Annotated in this window: 17 protein-coding genes; 8 read left to right on the forward strand and 9 right to left on the reverse strand. The window is 71.9% G+C overall.

Going from position 1 to position 15,119, the window contains the following annotated elements:
• Positions 1 to 182: 182 nt before the first annotated feature.
• The 3 genes from ACH9EU_RS12250 (at position 183) to ACH9EU_RS12260 (ending at position 2,626) form a co-directional block, all read left to right on the forward strand.
• Positions 183 to 563: a metalloregulator ArsR/SmtB family transcription factor gene (locus ACH9EU_RS12250; RefSeq protein ID WP_396414191.1), complete on the forward strand. Its 381-nt coding sequence runs from the start codon at positions 183 to 185 to the stop codon at positions 561 to 563.
• A gap of 129 nt (positions 564 to 692) precedes the next feature.
• The gene (locus ACH9EU_RS12255; protein ID WP_396414206.1) at positions 693 to 1,034 is read left to right on the forward strand and encodes an SRPBCC domain-containing protein; all 342 of its coding nucleotides are present in this window, start codon (positions 693 to 695) and stop codon (positions 1,032 to 1,034) included.
• Positions 1,035 to 1,339: 305 nt separating this feature from the next.
• Positions 1,340 to 2,626, forward strand: a complete 1,287-nt coding sequence (locus tag ACH9EU_RS12260; protein ID WP_396414192.1) for an adenylosuccinate synthase — start codon at positions 1,340 to 1,342, stop codon at positions 2,624 to 2,626.
• Between the two features lie 108 nt (positions 2,627 to 2,734).
• Here the strand turns inward: ACH9EU_RS12260 and ACH9EU_RS12265 are convergent, their stop codons facing one another.
• Both ACH9EU_RS12265 and ACH9EU_RS12270 read right to left on the reverse strand, forming a co-directional pair.
• Positions 2,735 to 3,070 carry a DUF202 domain-containing protein gene (locus tag ACH9EU_RS12265; protein WP_396414193.1) on the reverse strand — a complete coding sequence of 112 codons (336 nt, stop codon included), beginning with the start codon at positions 3,068 to 3,070 and terminating at the stop codon, positions 2,735 to 2,737.
• Between the two features lies 1 nt (position 3,071).
• Positions 3,072 to 3,461, reverse strand: a complete 390-nt coding sequence (locus ACH9EU_RS12270) for a DUF202 domain-containing protein (RefSeq protein ID WP_396414194.1) — start codon at positions 3,459 to 3,461, stop codon at positions 3,072 to 3,074.
• Between the two features lie 161 nt (positions 3,462 to 3,622).
• Between ACH9EU_RS12270 and ACH9EU_RS12275 the strand changes: the two genes are divergently transcribed.
• Both ACH9EU_RS12275 and ACH9EU_RS12280 read left to right on the forward strand, forming a co-directional pair.
• Complete coding sequence (locus tag ACH9EU_RS12275) at positions 3,623 to 4,435, forward strand: carbon-nitrogen hydrolase family protein (RefSeq protein WP_396414195.1); 813 nt, start codon at positions 3,623 to 3,625, stop codon at positions 4,433 to 4,435.
• Positions 4,432 to 4,971: a DUF4190 domain-containing protein gene (locus ACH9EU_RS12280; RefSeq protein ID WP_396414196.1), complete on the forward strand. Its 540-nt coding sequence runs from the start codon at positions 4,432 to 4,434 to the stop codon at positions 4,969 to 4,971. Before ACH9EU_RS12275 ends, ACH9EU_RS12280 begins: the two co-directional genes overlap by 4 nt.
• Before the next feature lie 15 nt (positions 4,972 to 4,986).
• On the opposite strand, the gene ACH9EU_RS12285 is transcribed toward ACH9EU_RS12280, so the two are convergent.
• The 7 genes from ACH9EU_RS12285 to paaA all read right to left on the reverse strand — a co-directional run bounded on the left by ACH9EU_RS12285 (position 4,987) and on the right by paaA (position 11,871).
• Positions 4,987 to 6,969: a M13-type metalloendopeptidase gene (locus ACH9EU_RS12285; protein WP_396414197.1), complete on the reverse strand. Its 1,983-nt coding sequence runs from the start codon at positions 6,967 to 6,969 to the stop codon at positions 4,987 to 4,989.
• A gap of 155 nt (positions 6,970 to 7,124) precedes the next feature.
• A complete protein-coding gene (locus ACH9EU_RS12290; protein ID WP_396414198.1) occupies positions 7,125 to 7,916 on the reverse strand; it encodes an enoyl-CoA hydratase-related protein in 792 nt (263 codons plus the stop codon).
• A gap of 85 nt (positions 7,917 to 8,001) precedes the next feature.
• Positions 8,002 to 9,162, reverse strand: coding sequence for a 1,2-phenylacetyl-CoA epoxidase subunit PaaE (gene paaE, locus ACH9EU_RS12295; RefSeq protein ID WP_396414199.1), 1,161 nt, complete (start codon positions 9,160 to 9,162; stop codon positions 8,002 to 8,004).
• On the reverse strand, positions 9,162 to 9,677 hold the full coding sequence (paaD, locus tag ACH9EU_RS12300; protein WP_396414200.1) for a 1,2-phenylacetyl-CoA epoxidase subunit PaaD: 516 nt from the start codon (positions 9,675 to 9,677) through the stop codon (positions 9,162 to 9,164). Before paaD ends, paaE begins: the two co-directional genes overlap by 1 nt.
• A 13-nt stretch (positions 9,678 to 9,690) precedes the next feature.
• Positions 9,691 to 10,518 carry a 1,2-phenylacetyl-CoA epoxidase subunit PaaC gene (paaC, locus tag ACH9EU_RS12305; RefSeq protein WP_396414201.1) on the reverse strand — a complete coding sequence of 276 codons (828 nt, stop codon included), beginning with the start codon at positions 10,516 to 10,518 and terminating at the stop codon, positions 9,691 to 9,693.
• The gene (gene paaB / locus ACH9EU_RS12310) at positions 10,515 to 10,808 is read right to left on the reverse strand and encodes a 1,2-phenylacetyl-CoA epoxidase subunit PaaB (RefSeq protein WP_396414207.1); all 294 of its coding nucleotides are present in this window, start codon (positions 10,806 to 10,808) and stop codon (positions 10,515 to 10,517) included. Before paaB ends, paaC begins: the two co-directional genes overlap by 4 nt.
• A 46-nt stretch (positions 10,809 to 10,854) precedes the next feature.
• Entirely contained in the window at positions 10,855 to 11,871 is a 1,017-nt protein-coding gene (gene paaA, locus ACH9EU_RS12315; protein ID WP_396414202.1) for a 1,2-phenylacetyl-CoA epoxidase subunit PaaA, read from the reverse strand.
• Positions 11,872 to 12,066: 195 nt separating this feature from the next.
• Here paaA and paaI point away from each other — a divergent pair, with 195 nt between their 5' ends.
• From paaI to ACH9EU_RS12330, 3 genes are all read left to right on the forward strand, one after another.
• Positions 12,067 to 12,579, forward strand: coding sequence for a hydroxyphenylacetyl-CoA thioesterase PaaI (gene paaI, locus ACH9EU_RS12320; protein WP_396414203.1), 513 nt, complete (start codon positions 12,067 to 12,069; stop codon positions 12,577 to 12,579).
• Positions 12,580 to 12,582: 3 nt separating this feature from the next.
• On the forward strand, positions 12,583 to 13,926 hold the full coding sequence (locus ACH9EU_RS12325; protein ID WP_396414204.1) for an AMP-binding protein: 1,344 nt from the start codon (positions 12,583 to 12,585) through the stop codon (positions 13,924 to 13,926).
• Between the two features lie 113 nt (positions 13,927 to 14,039).
• Complete coding sequence (locus ACH9EU_RS12330) at positions 14,040 to 14,669, forward strand: TetR family transcriptional regulator (RefSeq protein WP_396414208.1); 630 nt, start codon at positions 14,040 to 14,042, stop codon at positions 14,667 to 14,669.
• Positions 14,670 to 15,119 lie beyond the last annotated feature (450 nt).

Consider the following 15,119-nt stretch of genomic DNA (forward strand, 5'->3'; position numbering starts at 1 on the left):
CGGCGGGCCGAGTGTGACGTGCTGGGGCGCCGCCGGGCAGGGGGGTCCTGGTGCCACCGGTGCGCGACGAAGACCCGCGCACCCCGCCCGTCCCCGTCCGGTGCCCGGCCTTGCCGGGAGCTCGTGCACGGGCTAATCTATGACAACCAAGTGGTTGTTCAAGGAATCAGTTGACAAATACCGTGAAACCCGGGGACGACGAGTTCTTCGACAGGGCCTTCCTCGCCCTCGCCGACCCGGTCCGCCGCCGCATCGTCGCTCGGCTCAGCCGCGGACCGGCCACGGTCACCGAACTGGCGGAACCCTTCGCGATCAGCAAGCAGGCGGTCTCGAAGCACATCCAGGTCCTCGAGCAGGCGCAGCTCGTCACACGCACCCGTGACGCCCAGCGCCGGCCCGTCCACCTGAACCCCGCACGGCTCGAGGCCCTCACCGCCTGGATCGACCGGTACCGGCTGGTCAGGGAGGGGCAGTTCCGCCGCCTCGACGCCGTTCTCGACATCCGAGCCGCCGACCGCGGCGAGCACCCAGAGGACCGACCATGGGACATCCCCTGCACCTGACCGCCCCCGAGGGCACGCCGTTCGTCGACTACGCCCGGGAGTTCGACCACCCCGTCGCCGAGGTCTTCCACGCCCACGTGGACCCCGAACTGTTCCGGCAGTGGATCGGCCCGCGGGCTCGAGACGCGGATCGACGGCTTCGACTGCCGCGCCGGCGGGTCCTACCGATTTCTCCAGCGCGGCGAGGACGGAGACGACGAGTACGCCTTCCGCGGCGTCTTCCACACCGTCCGGCAGGACGCCCTCATCGTGCAGACGTTCGAGTTCGAGGGCTGGCCGGACGTGGTCACCCTGGAGTTCTCCACCTTCGAGGAGTTGCCCGGGGGCCGTTGCCGGCTCTCGGGCCGGTCGGTCTACCCGTCCGTCGAGGCGCGCGAGCAGTATCTCGCGACCGGCATGGAGTCCGGGATGTCGCAGGGATACGACCGGCTGGAGGAGCTGCTCGCCGGGCGCGGGCCGAGAAACGGCTGACCCCGCGGGTCCGCCGCGGCCGACCGGCGCGACCGGGCCCGGGCCCGCTCGACGGTGCAGCCCGGCCCGGGCCCCTCCGCGGTGGCGCCCGGGCCGGTCGGGCGGCACCGCGCGTGCCGCCGGTCACGGGCGGCTAGACTTGGACGGTACGAGCAGCCCCTGGGCCTCGTCCTGCCGGCGCGTCAACGCCTCGAGCGTGCGGGCGGGAGCAGGCCGACGCAGGGGCGTTGTCGTGCCCGGTCGGGCGGACCCGGGCCGGACACCGCGGGGGAGGCCCCGCACCAGCCAGGCAGGAGAGTCGTTCAATGCCAGCAATCGTGATCGTCGGCGCCCAGTGGGGCGACGAGGGCAAGGGCAAGGCCACCGACCTGCTCGGAGGACGCGTCGACTACGTGGTCAAGCCCAACGGGGGCAACAACGCCGGCCACACCGTGGTCGTCAACGGCGACAAGTTCGAGCTCAAGCTCCTGCCCGCCGGCATCCTCAGCCCCAACGCGGTCCCGGTGATCGGCAACGGTGTGGTGGTCAACCCCCAGGCGCTGTTCGAGGAGATCGACGGCCTCGAGGCCCGCGGGGCGGACACGTCCCGGCTGCGCGTCTCCGCCAACGCGCACCTGGTGGCCCCGTACCACCAGACCATGGACCAGGTCTCGGAGCGCTTCCTCGGGAAGCGGGCGATCGGCACCACCGGCCGGGGCATCGGGCCCGCCTACATCGACAAGGTCGGCCGGCTCGGGATCCGGGTCCAGGACGTCCTGGACGAGTCGATCCTCCGGCAGAAGATCGAGGGCGCCCTGCGGCAGAAGAACGAGCTGCTCGTCAAGCTCTACAACCGGCGCTCGATCGAGGTCGAGGAGGTCGTGGCGTACTTCCTGCAGTACGCCGACCGGCTCGCGCCGATGATCGTGGACTCCACCCTGCTGCTGAACCAGGCGCTGGACGCGGACAAGGTCGTGCTCATGGAGGGCGGCCAGGCCACCTTCCTCGACGTCGACCACGGCACCTACCCGTTCGTGACGTCCTCCAACCCGACGGCCGGCGGCGCGTCCGTCGGCTCCGGCATCGGCCCGACCCGCATCACCCGCGCGATCGGCATCATCAAGGCGTACACCACCCGCGTGGGAGCCGGACCCTTCCCGACCGAGCTCTTCGACGAGATGGGCGAGCAGCTGCGCACCACGGGCGGGGAATTCGGCGTCAACACGGGCCGTCCCCGCCGCACCGGCTGGTACGACGCCGTGATGGCCCGCCACGCCTCCCGGATCAACGGCTTCACCGACTACTTCCTGACCAAGCTCGACGTGCTCACCGGCATCGAGCGGATCCCGGTCTGCGTGGCCTACGACGTCGACGGCGTGCGGCACGACGAGATGCCCATGACGCAGACCGAGTTCCACCACGCGAAGCCGGTCTTCGAGCACTTCGACGGGTGGGAGCAGGACATCAGCCGCTGCCGCACCCTCGAGGAGCTGCCCGCCAACGCCCGCGCCTACGTCGAGGCACTGGAGGGCATGAGCGGCACCCGGATGTCCGCCATCGGGGTGGGCCCGGACCGGGACCACACGATCGTGGTCAGGGACCTCATCGACTGAACGTCCGCCCCTCCTCGCGAGATGGCGGAAGAGCGCCACCGAGCACGTCCCGGTGGCGCTCTTCCGCAATGTCGGGGGCCTCGGGCGACTCGGGGAAAGACGGTGGAGTCAGACCAGGACCAGGACCACCCAGACGCCCAGGGCGCCGAGGGCGACCACGGCCGTCGAGGTGGCGATCACCGCACCCACCTCCGGTGCGGACTCGTCCTGTGCGATCCCGCGGGAGCTCCGGGCGTACCGGGGACGCTGACTGAGGTAGATCGCCCCGGCGGTGAGCACGGAGCCCCCGAAGAGGACCAGCACGAAAGGGCCGTGGTGCGGCAGCCACCGCAGGAACACCGCAGAGACCACGACGAAGGCCATCAGCGTCCGCGTCCACGCCATCGTCGTGCGCTCGGGCTGGAGGCCGGGGTCGGGATGGGGTCGGGTGGCCGGGCGCGCCATCTCAGCCCTGCAGGACGACGACGACGAGGACTCCCGCGGCGATCGCCCCGCCCGTCGCGAGCAGCGGGGCGATCAGGGGCAGGGGCAGCGGCGCCTGCCGCCGCATGCTGCGCTCGACCCCGAGCCACCGGAAGGTGGCGCCCGCGGCGACGAGCATGCTGAGCACCAGGAGCGTCACGGCGATGAACTTCCGGACGGGCTCGTCGAACACGTCGGCGGTGAAGGCCTCCACGGCGATCCCGCCGGCGAGGAATGCCAGCGAGGTCCTGATCCAGGCGAGGAAGGTGCGCTCGTTGGCGAGGGTGAACCGGGGGTCCGGTTCGCAGCCTCCGCCGAGCAGCCGCTGCGTGGCGCGGCCGCGCCGGGGAGAGCTGTCCGAGGTCCCGCCCATGTCCTGCCCATCGTCGCGCTGTCGAGGTCCTCGTCCATCTTGGCACGGTGTGGCGGGATCCCGTGCCCGCGGCGGGCGGCGGCGATACAGTGGGCGCAACGGCGTCGTCGGCGGGCGGGGCCGGGGCTCCCGATTCCCGTCGCCGCAGCCGAGGAGGGCACGTGAAGATCGCTGTCGGACAGTTCGCGCCCACCGCGGACACGGCCGAGAACCTGCGGACCGTGCGCCGGCTCGCGGAGCGGGCCGCGGCCGCCGGCGCGGAGCTCGTGGTGTTCCCCGAGGAGGCGATGTTCGCCGAGCGGCTCCTCGGCGGCGACTTCGACGACCTGGTCCTGCGCGGCTGGTCCGGGTTCGTCCAGGAGCTCTCCTTCGTGGCGGCGCGCACCGGCGTCGCGGTGATCGCCGGCGGCTACGAGCCCTCCGCCGACGGCCGGCCCTACAACACGCTCGTGGCGGTGGACGGGCAGGGCGCGATCCTCGGCACGTACCGCAAGCTCCACCTCTACGACGCCTTCCGGCACCGGGAGTCCGACCGGATCCGCCCCGGCGACAAGGGCGTCACCGTCGTGCGGATCGCGGGGTTCGCGGTGGGCATGATCACCTGCTACGACCTGCGCTTCCCGGAGCTGTGCCGCGCCGTCGTCGACGCCGGCGCGGAGCTGCTCACGATCCCCGCCGCGTGGTTCGCCGGGGAGCACAAGGTGGACCACTGGCGGGCCCTGCTGAAGGCCCGCGCCATCGAGAACACCGTCTGGGTCGCGGCGGCGGACACGTGCTCCGAGCACACCGTGGGCCGCTCCGCGGTCCTGGACCCGATGGGCGTCGTGGTCGCCGAGGCCGGCGAGGACGAGACGGTGCTCACCGCGGACATCACCCGCGAGCGGATCGACGAGGTGCGGGAGGTCGTCCCCGTGCTCGCGAACCGCCGCTTCGCCCCGAACAGCACGATCCACGACGCAGGAGGCACACCGTGAGCCACGATTCCGACGCCCACGACCAGCACCGCAGCGACGACGACGCCGGGCGCGGCCCCGCCGAAGGGGGCCGGCCCCGCGACGAACACCCCGGGCGGGAGCGCCGTGAGCAGGAGTACCCGGGTCAGGGCCGCCCGGGTGAGCCCCGCCCCGGCGCGGCGCCGTGGAACCCTGGTGGGGGGCAACATTTCAACCCCGCTCCGGGCCAGCCGTGGGGACCCGAGTGGGGCGCGTTCTGGGCTCCGCAGTGGGGCCCGCAGTGGGGCCCCGGATGGAGCTCACCGCAGGCCGTGGAAGGGCGCCGGCACGCCGACAACGCGCTGATCCTGGGCATCCTCAGCGTCGTGGTGCTGCCCCTGCTCGGGCCCTTCGCGATCTGGCAGGCGCGGGAGGCCGAGAAGCTCGGGATCTCCGCGACGGTCGGGAAGGTGCTCGGCTGGGTCGGCACCGTCATGATCGCCGTGTTCCTGTTCTTCCTCGTGGCGTGGCTGGCGGCGTTCGGCTTCTTCATGGTCGGCTCGGCCGGCGGCTCCTGAGGCCGCGCTGCCGGCTCACCAGATGGCGACCCGCTCCACGTCCGGCAGCCACATCGCGTCCGTCTCCACGACCCCGAAGGCTTCGTAGAAGGCCCCGATGTTCCGGACCACCTGATTGGCCCGGAACTCGTTGGGGGAGTGGGGATCCGTGGCGATGCGGTGCCGCAGGGCCTCGTCCCGGGACTTCTGCTGCCACACGTAGGCCCAGGACAGGAACAGCCGCTGCTCGGGGGTGAAGCCGTCGATCAGCCCGCCGGGCCCGAACGCGGCGCCGGCCCGCCGGGACATCCGCCAGGCCTTGTGCGCGATCGACAGGCCGCCGAGGTCGCCGATGTTCTCGCCGAGGGTGAGCTCGCCGTTGACGTGCGTGCCCTCGTCCGCCAGCTGCTCCGGCACCAGGCGGTCGTACTGGCGCACGAGGGCCGCGGTGCGCTCCTCGAAGGCCTGCCGGTCCGCCTCCGACCACCAGTTGCGCAGCCGTCCGTCGCCGTCGCACGTGGAGCCCTTGTCGTCGAAGCCGTGGCCGATCTCGTGGCCGATCACGGAGCCGATCGCGCCGTAGTTGACGGCGTCGTCGGCGTTCTCGTCGAAGAACGGGGGCTGGAGGATCGCGGCGGGGAAGACGATCTCGTTGCGCAGCGGGTGGTAGTACGCGTTGACCGTCTGCGGGGTCATGAGCCACTCGTGCTTTTCCACCGGGTTGCCGGCCTTGCGGACGAGCTCGGCCAGCCTGAACTCCGTGGTGCGGAGCCGGTTGCCCACGAGGTCGTCGCGGCGGATCTCCAGGGTGGAGTAGTCCTTCCAGCGCTGCGGGTAGCCGATCTTCGGGGTGAACTGGGAGAGCTTCTTGAGCGCCTCCTGGCGGGTGGGCTCCGTCATCCAGTCCAGCGCGGTGATCGACTCGCGGTAGGCCTCCAGCAGGTTGGCGACCAGCTCGTCCATCCGCTCCTTGGCGGTGGGGGAGAAGTGCGCCGCCACGTAGAGCTCGCCCACGGCCTCTCCGAGGACGCCGTTGACGAGCTCGACCCCCCGCTTCCAGCGGTCCTTCAGACGCGGGGTCCCCGAGAGCACGGTGCCGTAGAAGGCGAAGTCCGCCGCCACGAACGCTGACGACAGGTAGGACGCGCGCGCCGAGACCAGGTGCCACCGGGCCCACGAGCGCCACGCGGGCAGCAGCTCGTCCGTGAGCAGCTCCTCGACCCCGGTGAAGAAGGAGGGCTGGGCGTTGACCACGGTCGCCAGGGCGGAGACCGGCAGCTCCGCGCCCTCGGCGAGGAGCGCCCAGTCCAGGGTCGAGGTGGTGCCGGCGAGCTCCTCGAAGCCCATCGGGTTGTACATCTTCGTGAGGTCGCGGACCGTGACCTTGTCCCAGTGGTGGGCGGCGATGCGGGTCTCGAGCGCCACGGCGGCACGGGCCTGCTCGGCGGCGTCCGCGACCCCGGCCAGGGCGAGCATCTCCTCCACGTGCGCCAGGTACTTCTCCCGGATCGCGGCGTGCTGCTCGTCCCGGTAGTACTCCTCGTCCGGCAGGCCCAGCCCGGACTGGCCCACGAAGGCCAGGTAGCGCTCGGGGGCCCCCGGGTCGGCGTCGACGTCGACGTCCACGAGCCCGCCCACGCCGCGGCGGATCATCCGGCCGAGGTGTCGCACCACGCCGGGCACGTCCGCCACGGCGTCGATCTCCTCGAGGTCCTCCGTCAGCGGGGCCGAGCCCAGCGCCTCGATGCGCTCCTCGTCCATGAAGGACGCGTAGAGGTCCGCGATCTTCGTCTCCACGGCGCCCGGCTCGCCCGGTCGCGCGGTCGTGATGAGTTCGCGCACGGCCTCCTCCGCCTGGTCGCGGAGCTCGACGAAGGCTCCGGTCGACGGCTTGTCGTCCGGGATCTCCGTCCGCTGCAGCCAGGCGCCGTTGACGTGGCGGTAGAGGTCGTCCTGGGGGCGGACGGAGCGGTCGAAGCCGGAGAGGTCGAACACCGAAGAGGTCACCGTGGATGTCATGGCCCCCACATTAACCGCAGGAGGACGAACGGGCCGGGCTGTTCCCCGACCGCTTAACCCCCTGGCGGCGCCCGGCAGCCGGTCCGCCCGGCCACGGCCGCCGCCGGGGCCGGCCCGGTCGGGTGCGCCGGCCAGGGGTTCCGCCGCGCCGGGGTTCAGCCGCGCCGGGCCGGGGCGCGGCGGCCCGTGAACCGGGGCCGGCGCTTCTCCTGGAACGCCGCGAAGCCCTCCGCGTAGTCCTCGCCGCGGCACAGCTCGCCCTGGACCCGGTTCTCGTTCTCCACCGACTCCCACAGCCCGAGGCGCTCGTCACGGATCTGGGCCACGAGCTCGCGCGAGGCCAGGAACGCCCCGGTCGCGCCCTCGGCCACCGCGGCGGCTTTCGCACGGGTGAGCTCCAGCAGCTCCTCGGCCGGCACCGAGCGGCTGAAGAGCCCCGACCGCACGGCCTCCGCCCCGCTCATCAGCTCGGCGGTGTAGATCAGGTCCAGGGTCCGGTGGGCGCCGAGGCGCTCGGTGAACAGGGCGTGCCCGCCGGAGTCGAGGGTCGCGCCGAGGTTGGCGAAGGGCGAGCCGATCTTCGCGGTCTCGGCCACGTACACCACGTCCGTGGCGATCGCCAGGCCCAGGCCCACGCCGAGGCACGGCCCCTGCACGGCGGCGAACGTCGGCGCAGGGAAGCCGCTCATGGCGCGCAGCAGCGGGGTGACCTTGCCGGCGAGGTAGCCGTAGGCGTCGTCGGTCGCGGGGTCCACGGCGGAGATGTCGCGGCCGGCGCAGAAGCCGCGGCCCTCGCCGCGCAGGACGAGGGCGCGCACGCCCGCCCGCTCCGCCTCGGCATAGGCCCGGCCCAGCTCGGCGAGCGAGGCCTCGTCCAGCGCGTTCATCTTCTGCGGCGCGTTCAGCACCACCTCCGCCACGGATCCGTCGATGGTCAGGTCGATCACTGGTCACTCCTCGTGGTCGGGTGGCCGCGCTCGTCGCGCGGGGGCGGGAAGCCGGTTCGGGAGCCCGGTCACGGGCCGCCGGGCGTCAGGCGTCGTAGTCGACGACGAGCTCTCCGGAGGTCGGCCGGGTCTGGCAGGTGAGCACGTAGCCCCTCTCGACCTCGTCCTTCTCCAGGGCGTAGTTCTCCTCCATCTCGAAGTCCCCCGAGACCACCTTCGCCCGGCAGGTGCCGCAGACGCCGCCCGCGCACGCGAAGGGGACGTCCGGGCGGACCCGCAGAGCGGCGTTGAGCACCGTCTCGTGAGCGCTGCGGGGGGACTCGATCGAGCTGGAGAGGCCGTCCAGGGTGAACGTGATGCCGTACGTCTCGCCGGAGGGGTCCTCCGGGACCACGCGTCCCTGCTGACCCTGCGGGTCCTCGGGCCGGCCGGTGCTGAACAGCTCGAAGCGGATCTCGTCCTCGGCCACGCCGCGCGCGGCGAGGGTGTCCCGGCACATCTGCACGAGCTCGAAGGGACCGCACAGGAACCACTCGTCGGTGCGGTCCACCTGGAGGACCTCGTCCAGGATCTGGTCGAGCTTCTGCGCGTCGATCCGCCCCGACATCAGGGGGCTGATCCGCTGCTCGCGGGAGAGCACGTGGTGGACGGCCAGGCGGGAGGGGTACTTGTCCTTGAGGTCGCCGAGCTCCTCGGCGAACATCACGTCCATGGCCGAGCGGTTCGCGTAGACGAGGTCGAACGTGGAGGTCGGCGAGGCGCGGAGCACCGCCTTGGCGATCGCCATGATCGGGGTGATCCCGGAGCCGGCGGCGAAGGCCACGAGGTGCACGGACGCGTTCCGGGCGACCTCCTCGGCGGCGAGCCGCTCGGGGTCGTTCATGCTCGTGAGCCCGGTCTTGGAGATGAACGCGCCCTGCGGGTTCATGACGTCGATCCTGTCCCCGGCCTTCAGCTGCTCGTTCGCCCAGGTGGAGAAGACGCCGCCGATGTCCTTCTTGATCGCCACCCGGATCTCGCCGGGCCTGGGCTCCGCGCAGATCGAGTAGGAGCGGCGGACCTCCTGCCCGTCGATGCGGGCGCGCAGCGCCACGTACTGGCCGGGCAGGTAGTCGTAGTCGTCCACGAGCTCGGGCGGCACCGCGAAGGCCACCTCGACGGAGTCCGCGGTGAGCCTGCGGACCTCGGCGACCTCGAGGGTGTTGAACGTGGCCCTGCGCCGGGCCGGGGCGGTGATCTCGGTCATCAGTGCACCTTGAAGTGGTCGAAGGGTTCCAGGCACTCGTTGCAGACGTGGAGGGCCTTGCACGCGGTGGACCCGAAGCGGGTCATCTCGCGGGTGTTCAGGGAGCTGCACCGCGGGCACTTGACCGCGAGGCTCAGTCGCACGGGGCCTGCGGCGGCGCGTCCGGTGGGCGGAGCGATGCCGTACTCGGCGAGCTTGCGCTTGCCGTCCTCGCTCATCCAGTCGGTCGTCCAGGCGGGGTGCAGCACGAGGTCGACCCGCACGTCGTCCCAGCCCGCCGCGTTGAGGGCGGCGGTGACGTCCGCGGAGATCGTCTCCATCGCCGGGCACCCCGAGTACGTCGGGGTGATCACGACGACGGCGCGCTCGCCCTCCGCCCGGGCGTCCCGCAGGATGCCGAGGTCGGCGATGGAGAGCACGGGGATCTCCGGGTCGTTCACGGTCGCGGCCACGTCCCAGATCCCGGCGGCCGCCGGGTCCGCGGGGCGCAGCTCGGTCGTCTGCTGCTCGGTCATCGTCACCACTCCGTCACCAGGTCGCGCCGGGGTGCTGGCGGGCCAGCACCTGCATCTCGGCCAGGATGTGACCGCGCTGCTCGCTGAACCGCCCGGAGCGGTCCCCGCCCCAGGCGCCCTGGACCTCGGGGACGTCCAGGCCGGCCTCGGCCAGGATCTCGCCGATCCGCCGGTCGAAGTCGGCCCGCAGGGAGGACGGGAGCACGGCGGCGTCCCCGAGGGAGACGACGAGCTCGTCGTCGTGGAACAGCTCGTCCACGTAGGGCCACAGGACGTCCAGCCCGGTCTGGACGCGGCGCCTGGACTCGTCCGTGCCGAGGCCCAGGCGCAGGATCCACTGGCCCGCGTGGTCCTGGTGGTAGGCGACCTCCTTGAGCGCCTTGTCGGCGATCGCGGCGAGGGTGGGGTCGGTGGAGCGCACCAGCCGGCGGTAGAGCTCGTACTGGTAGTAGGAGAAGATCAGCTGCCGGGCGATGGTCTGCCCGAAGTCCCCGTTCTCCTGCTCCACGAGGCGGCAGGAGCGGAACTCCTCCTCGTCGCGGAAGTACGCGAGGTCGTCCTCGGTCTTCCCCCACGCGGTGCCCGCGTAGGTCAGGAGGAACCGGGCGTGGCCGAGCAGGTCCAGCGCGATGTTGGCCAGCGCCACGTCCTCCTCGAGCTCCGGGGCGCGGGCGATCCACCAGCCCAGGCGCTGGGCGAGCATGAGGGCGTCGTCGCCCAGCCACAGGGCGTAGCGGGCCACGTCCTCGGGGGCCGTCGCGGCGCCGCTGCCGATCTCCTCGGCGGTGATGGCGTGCCCCGCGCTGATCCGGGTCGCGGAGTCGTGGGATGCGAAGCTCACAGGTGCTTCACCCCTTCGCTCTTGGTGTAGTAGGTGGCGTGGCGGTAGCTCTTGCCCTGCGCGGACTCGAAGTAGCCGCCCTTGGAGTCGGGGTCGGAGGCGGTGATCGCCTCGGAGGGGACGACCCACACCGAGGTGCCCTCGTTGCGGCGGGTGTAGAGGTCCCGGGCGTTGCGCACCGCCATGGTGGCGTCCGGGGCGTGCAGGGAGCCGGCGTGGACGTGGGAGAGCCCGCGCGAGGACCGCACGAACACCTCCCACAGGGGCCAGTCCGCCGACGACGCGCCCATCTCGCTCACGGTGCCGTCCTTGTTCTCGTCAGTCGTGTTCATGTGCTCAGGCTCCGATGAGTTCGGCGGAGGCGCGCTCCGCGGCGGTCTTGCGGGCGTAGGCGGCGGCGGCCTCGCGGACCCAGGCGCCGTCCTCGTGCGCCTGGCGGCGGCGCTGCAGGCGCTGGACGCTGCACGGGCCCTTGCCGGAGACGACGGCCTTGAACTCGTCCCAGTCCAGGGGTCCGTAGTCGTAGTGGCCGCGCTCCTCGTTCCACTTCAGATCGGGATCGGGCAGGGTCAGGTCCAGTGCCGCGGCCTGCTCGACGATCATGTCCACGAAGCGCTGGCGCAGCTCGTCGTTGGAGAAGCGCTTGATGTTCCAGGCCATCGACTGCTTCGAGTTGGGGGAGTCCTCGTCCGGCGGGCCGAACATCTGCAGGGACGGCCCGTAGAAGCGGTCCACGGCGTCCTGGGCCATCTGCTTCTGGGCGGGCGTGCCGTGGGAGAGCTCGTAGAGGATCTCCCAGCCCTGCCGCTGGTGGAAGGACTCCTCCTTGCAGATCCGCACCATGGCACGCCCGTACGGGCCGTAGGAGGCCCGGCACAGCGGGACCTGGTTGGCGATCGCGGCGCCGTCCACGAGCCAGCCGATCGCGCCCATGTCGGCCCAGGTGCGTGCCGGGTAGTTGAAGATCGACGAGTACTTGGCGCGGCCGTCCAGCAGCTGCTGGTTCAGCTCGGCCCGCGGAGTGCCGAGGGTCTCGGCCGCGGAGTAGAGGTAGAGCCCGTGGCCGGCCTCGTCCTGCACCTTGGCCATGAGGATGGCCTTGCGCTTGAGGGAGGGGGCCCGGGAGATCCAGTTGCCCTCCGGCTGCATGCCGATGATCTCGGAGTGGGCGTGCTGGGAGACCTGCCGGGTCAGGGTCTTGCGGTAGGCGGCGGGCATCCAGTCCCGCGGCTCGATCCGGGAGTCCTCGGCGATGATCCGGTCGAAGTGCTCCTGGCCCTCGCGGTCCCGCTCGGCCTGTTCGGCGGCGTCCTCGGCGGGCACGGCGTGGAGCCCGGTGTTCTGCGACGTCATGGTGTCCCTCTTCCGACGAGATGGTGCCGCGATGACCCTCGCGACTAACTGACCGTTCGTTCAGAATATGTGGCCCGGGCGACCACGTCAACAGGAGGGCGCCGGGTTCTCCCGCCGGGACGGGCAGGGCTTGACACGAGGCCCGGAGTGGGATTGTCTACTGAACATTCGGTCGTGAACTGTGAGGAGCGTTACATGTCCCAGGACCATCCGATCCTCGCGGGGGACCACACCTCCCGGTGGATGGGCATCACCGTGGACCATGTCGAGTACGGCCGCGCCGAGATCCGCATGACCTTGCGCGAGGAGATGCTCAACGGCTTCGGCATCGCGCACGGCGGCATGGTCTTCGCGTTCGCGGACACCTGTTTCGCCCTGGCGTGCAACGACCCGCAGGGCGACGGCAGCACCATCACGGTGGCCTCCGGCGTCGACATCAACTTCATCGCCTCCGCCCGGCGCGGCGACGTGCTCACGGCGGTGGGGACCGTGCGGGCCCAGGCCGGCCGCAGCGGTGTCTACGACATCCAGGTCATGGCCGGGGGCCGGCTCATCGCCGAGTTCCGTGGCCGCAGCCGGACGGTCCCGAACCCGGACCACCGGGAGGCCGGGCCGTCCGTCCAGGAACCGGCCGTGCCGGCCGCCGACCCGTCCGAGCAGGAGCCCGTCCTGCAGTCCACCCAGCCGTCCCAGCCCGAGGAGGCCTGACACATGATCGCGTGCTCCGTGCCCAACCCCTACTGCCCCGCTCCCGCGCCCGAGGACCGGTCCGCACCGGACCCCGAGGAGACGATGAGCCGTGACCAGGTGGAGTCGCTCCAGTACGAGCGGCTGCGCTGGACGCTGCACCACGCGTACGAGAACGTCTCCGCCTACCGGGAGCTCTTCGACGCCCACGGCGTGCACCCGGGGGACCTGAAGGAGCTCGAGGACCTCCGGCTCTTCCCGTGCACGGACAAGGAGTTCCTCCGGAAGGCCTACCCCTTCAAGTCGCTCGCCGTGCCCATGAGCGACGTCCGGCGCATCCACGCCTCCTCCGGCACCACCGGGCAGCCCACCGTGGTCGCGTACACGGAGAACGACATCAGCACCTGGGCCGCGCTCGTGGCCCGCTGCCTCCGCCTCTCGGGCGTGCGGCCCGGGGACAAGGTGCACAACGCCTACGGCTACGGCCTGTTCACCGGGGGCCTCGGCGCCCACTACGGCACCGAGCGCCTCGGCTGCGCCGTCATCCCGATGTCCGGCGGGCAGACCGAGAAGCAGGTCCAGCTGATCCGGGACTTCGAGCCGCAGGCGATCCTCTCGACGCCGACCTACCTCCTGACCATCGCCGACGGCTTCAAGAAGCTCGGCCTCGACCCCCGCGAGACCTCCCTGCGCACCGCCGTGGTCGGAGCCGAGCCCTGGACCGAGGAGATGCGCCGGGAGATCGAGCAGACCTTCGGCATCGACGCGTGCGACATCTACGGTCTCTCCGAGGTCATGGGCCCTGGCGTGGCGGGCGAGTCGGCGGCCTCCAAGGACGGCTCCCACATCTGGGAGGACCACTTCCGCCCCGAGATCATCGACCCGTTCACGGACGAGGTCCAGGAGACCGGCCGGCCCGGTGAGCTCGTCTTCACGACGCTCACCAAGGAGGCCCTGCCGATCATCCGCTACCGCACGCACGACCTCACCCGTCTGCTGCCGGGCACCGAGCGGCCCGGGCACCGGCGCATGGGCCGGGTCACCGGGCGCTCGGACGACATGATCATCCTCCGGGGGGTCAACCTCTTCCCGTCCCAGATCGAGGAGCTGGCCCTGCACGTGCCGGAGCTGAGCCCGCACTTCCAGCTCGAGATCACCCGCCCGAACCGCATGGACCAGATGACCATCACGATCGAGCGGCGCGAGGAGGCGACCGTGGAGGCCGCCGAGGCCGGCGGGCGGAAGCTCGTGAACGACATCAAGACCAGGATCGGCTCCTCGGCGTCCATCCGGATCGCCGAGCCCGGTACGCTCGCCCGCTCCTCGGGCAAGCTCCGCCGGGTCTACGACCTGCGGGACAAGGGGTGACCGCCCGCTGCTGACGTCCCCGTCGTGAGCCCTTGGAGCCGGTCGGGGGCTCACGACGTCGTAGGATCGTGGCCCCACCCCTGTCCGCCCGCCCCACCGAGATCGAGGTCCCCATGACGCACGCGCCTGCACCGGCTCCCGCCCTGACGGGTGGCGGGACACCGCGCCGCGGCCGGCCCGGCTACGACCGCGAGACGCTGCTCGGCGTGTGCGTGGACGTCTTCAACGTCCACGGCTACGACGCCACCTCCATGGGCACGCTCTCCAAGCACCTGGGCATCTCCAAGTCCGCGATCTACCACCACGTGGAGTCCAAGGAGGAGATCCTCGACCAGGCGCTCTCCCGCGCCCTGGACGCGCTCGAGGACGTGGTGGCCTCCGCCGAGCGCACCGAGGCCCCGGCCGTCGAACGGCTGGAGCGGGTCATCCGGGGCACCGTGCGGGTGCTCGTGCACGAGATGCCGTACGTGACGCTGCTGCTGCGCCTGCGGGGCAACTCGGAGGTCGAGACCCGCGCCCTCGAGCGTCGCCGCACCGTGACCCGCCAGGTGGCGGGGCTGATCGAGCAGGCGCAGGCGGAGGGGGACCTGCGCGGCGACATCAGCGGGCGGTCGGCCTCACGTCTGCTGCTGGGCATGATCAACTCGATCGTCGACTGGTACCGTCCGGGTCCGGAGTCGGCCTGGGAGGAGCTGGCCGACTCCGTGGTCGTGCTGGCCTTCTCGGGCCTGCGGGCCGTGTGATCCCGGGGCCGCCCGCGGTCGTCGCCACCGGTTCGCCGGGACGGGGGGCGACCGTCCCGGCCGCGGTCTCGTTGCGCGGGGCCACGCCCAGCCGGGCGTGCGTCCCGTCCCCGTTGACGGCGAGCGCGTTCGCCGTGCCGAAGAGGCCCTGGCCCACCGTGACGGTGAGGTCCCGGCGGCACGCAGGACCATGAGCAGGACCGTGAGGGGCAGAGGGATGCCGCGCCGTGGTGCCGGCGGCCACGGCGGCCACGGCGGCCACGGCGTCGACGCCGTCCTCGTCGAGCGGCATGAAGCTCGTGCGCTCGTGGACCCCCGTGTCGCCTGCCACCAGGAACCGGCCGTCCGGGCTCGCGGTCACGGCCGCGTCGTCGCCGGCCGATGCCGCACTGCCGCCGGGTTCCGCGTGGTCGAGCGACTCCGACTCCCCACGGTCGGTCACCGGCCCCC

The sequence above is a fragment of the Kocuria rhizosphaerae genome, assembly GCF_044462265.1.
GTDB classification, from domain to species: domain Bacteria; phylum Actinomycetota; class Actinomycetes; order Actinomycetales; family Micrococcaceae; genus Kocuria; species Kocuria rhizosphaerae.

What these genes read in the sequence shown, in the direction of transcription:
- ACH9EU_RS12260 (WP_396414192.1), top strand. Translation starts at nt 1,340, where the DNA reads ATGCCAGCAATCGTGATCGTCGGCGCCCAGTGGGGCGACGAGGGCAAG.
- ACH9EU_RS12330 (WP_396414208.1), top strand. Translation starts at nt 14,040, where the DNA reads ATGACGCACGCGCCTGCACCGGCTCCCGCCCTGACGGGTGGCGGGACA.
- ACH9EU_RS12270 (WP_396414194.1), bottom strand. Translation starts at nt 3,461, where the DNA reads ATGGGCGGGACCTCGGACAGCTCTCCCCGGCGCGGCCGCGCCACGCAG.
- ACH9EU_RS12325 (WP_396414204.1), top strand. Translation starts at nt 12,583, where the DNA reads ATGATCGCGTGCTCCGTGCCCAACCCCTACTGCCCCGCTCCCGCGCCC.
- paaE (WP_396414199.1), bottom strand. Translation starts at nt 9,162, where the DNA reads ATGACCGAGATCACCGCCCCGGCCCGGCGCAGGGCCACGTTCAACACC.
- paaB (WP_396414207.1), bottom strand. Translation starts at nt 10,808, where the DNA reads ATGGGCGCGTCGTCGGCGGACTGGCCCCTGTGGGAGGTGTTCGTGCGG.
- ACH9EU_RS12265 (WP_396414193.1), bottom strand. Translation starts at nt 3,070, where the DNA reads ATGGCGCGCCCGGCCACCCGACCCCATCCCGACCCCGGCCTCCAGCCC.
- paaA (WP_396414202.1), bottom strand. Translation starts at nt 11,871, where the DNA reads ATGACGTCGCAGAACACCGGGCTCCACGCCGTGCCCGCCGAGGACGCC.
- paaI (WP_396414203.1), top strand. Translation starts at nt 12,067, where the DNA reads ATGTCCCAGGACCATCCGATCCTCGCGGGGGACCACACCTCCCGGTGG.
- ACH9EU_RS12285 (WP_396414197.1), bottom strand. Translation starts at nt 6,969, where the DNA reads ATGACATCCACGGTGACCTCTTCGGTGTTCGACCTCTCCGGCTTCGAC.
- paaD (WP_396414200.1), bottom strand. Translation starts at nt 9,677, where the DNA reads ATGACCGAGCAGCAGACGACCGAGCTGCGCCCCGCGGACCCGGCGGCC.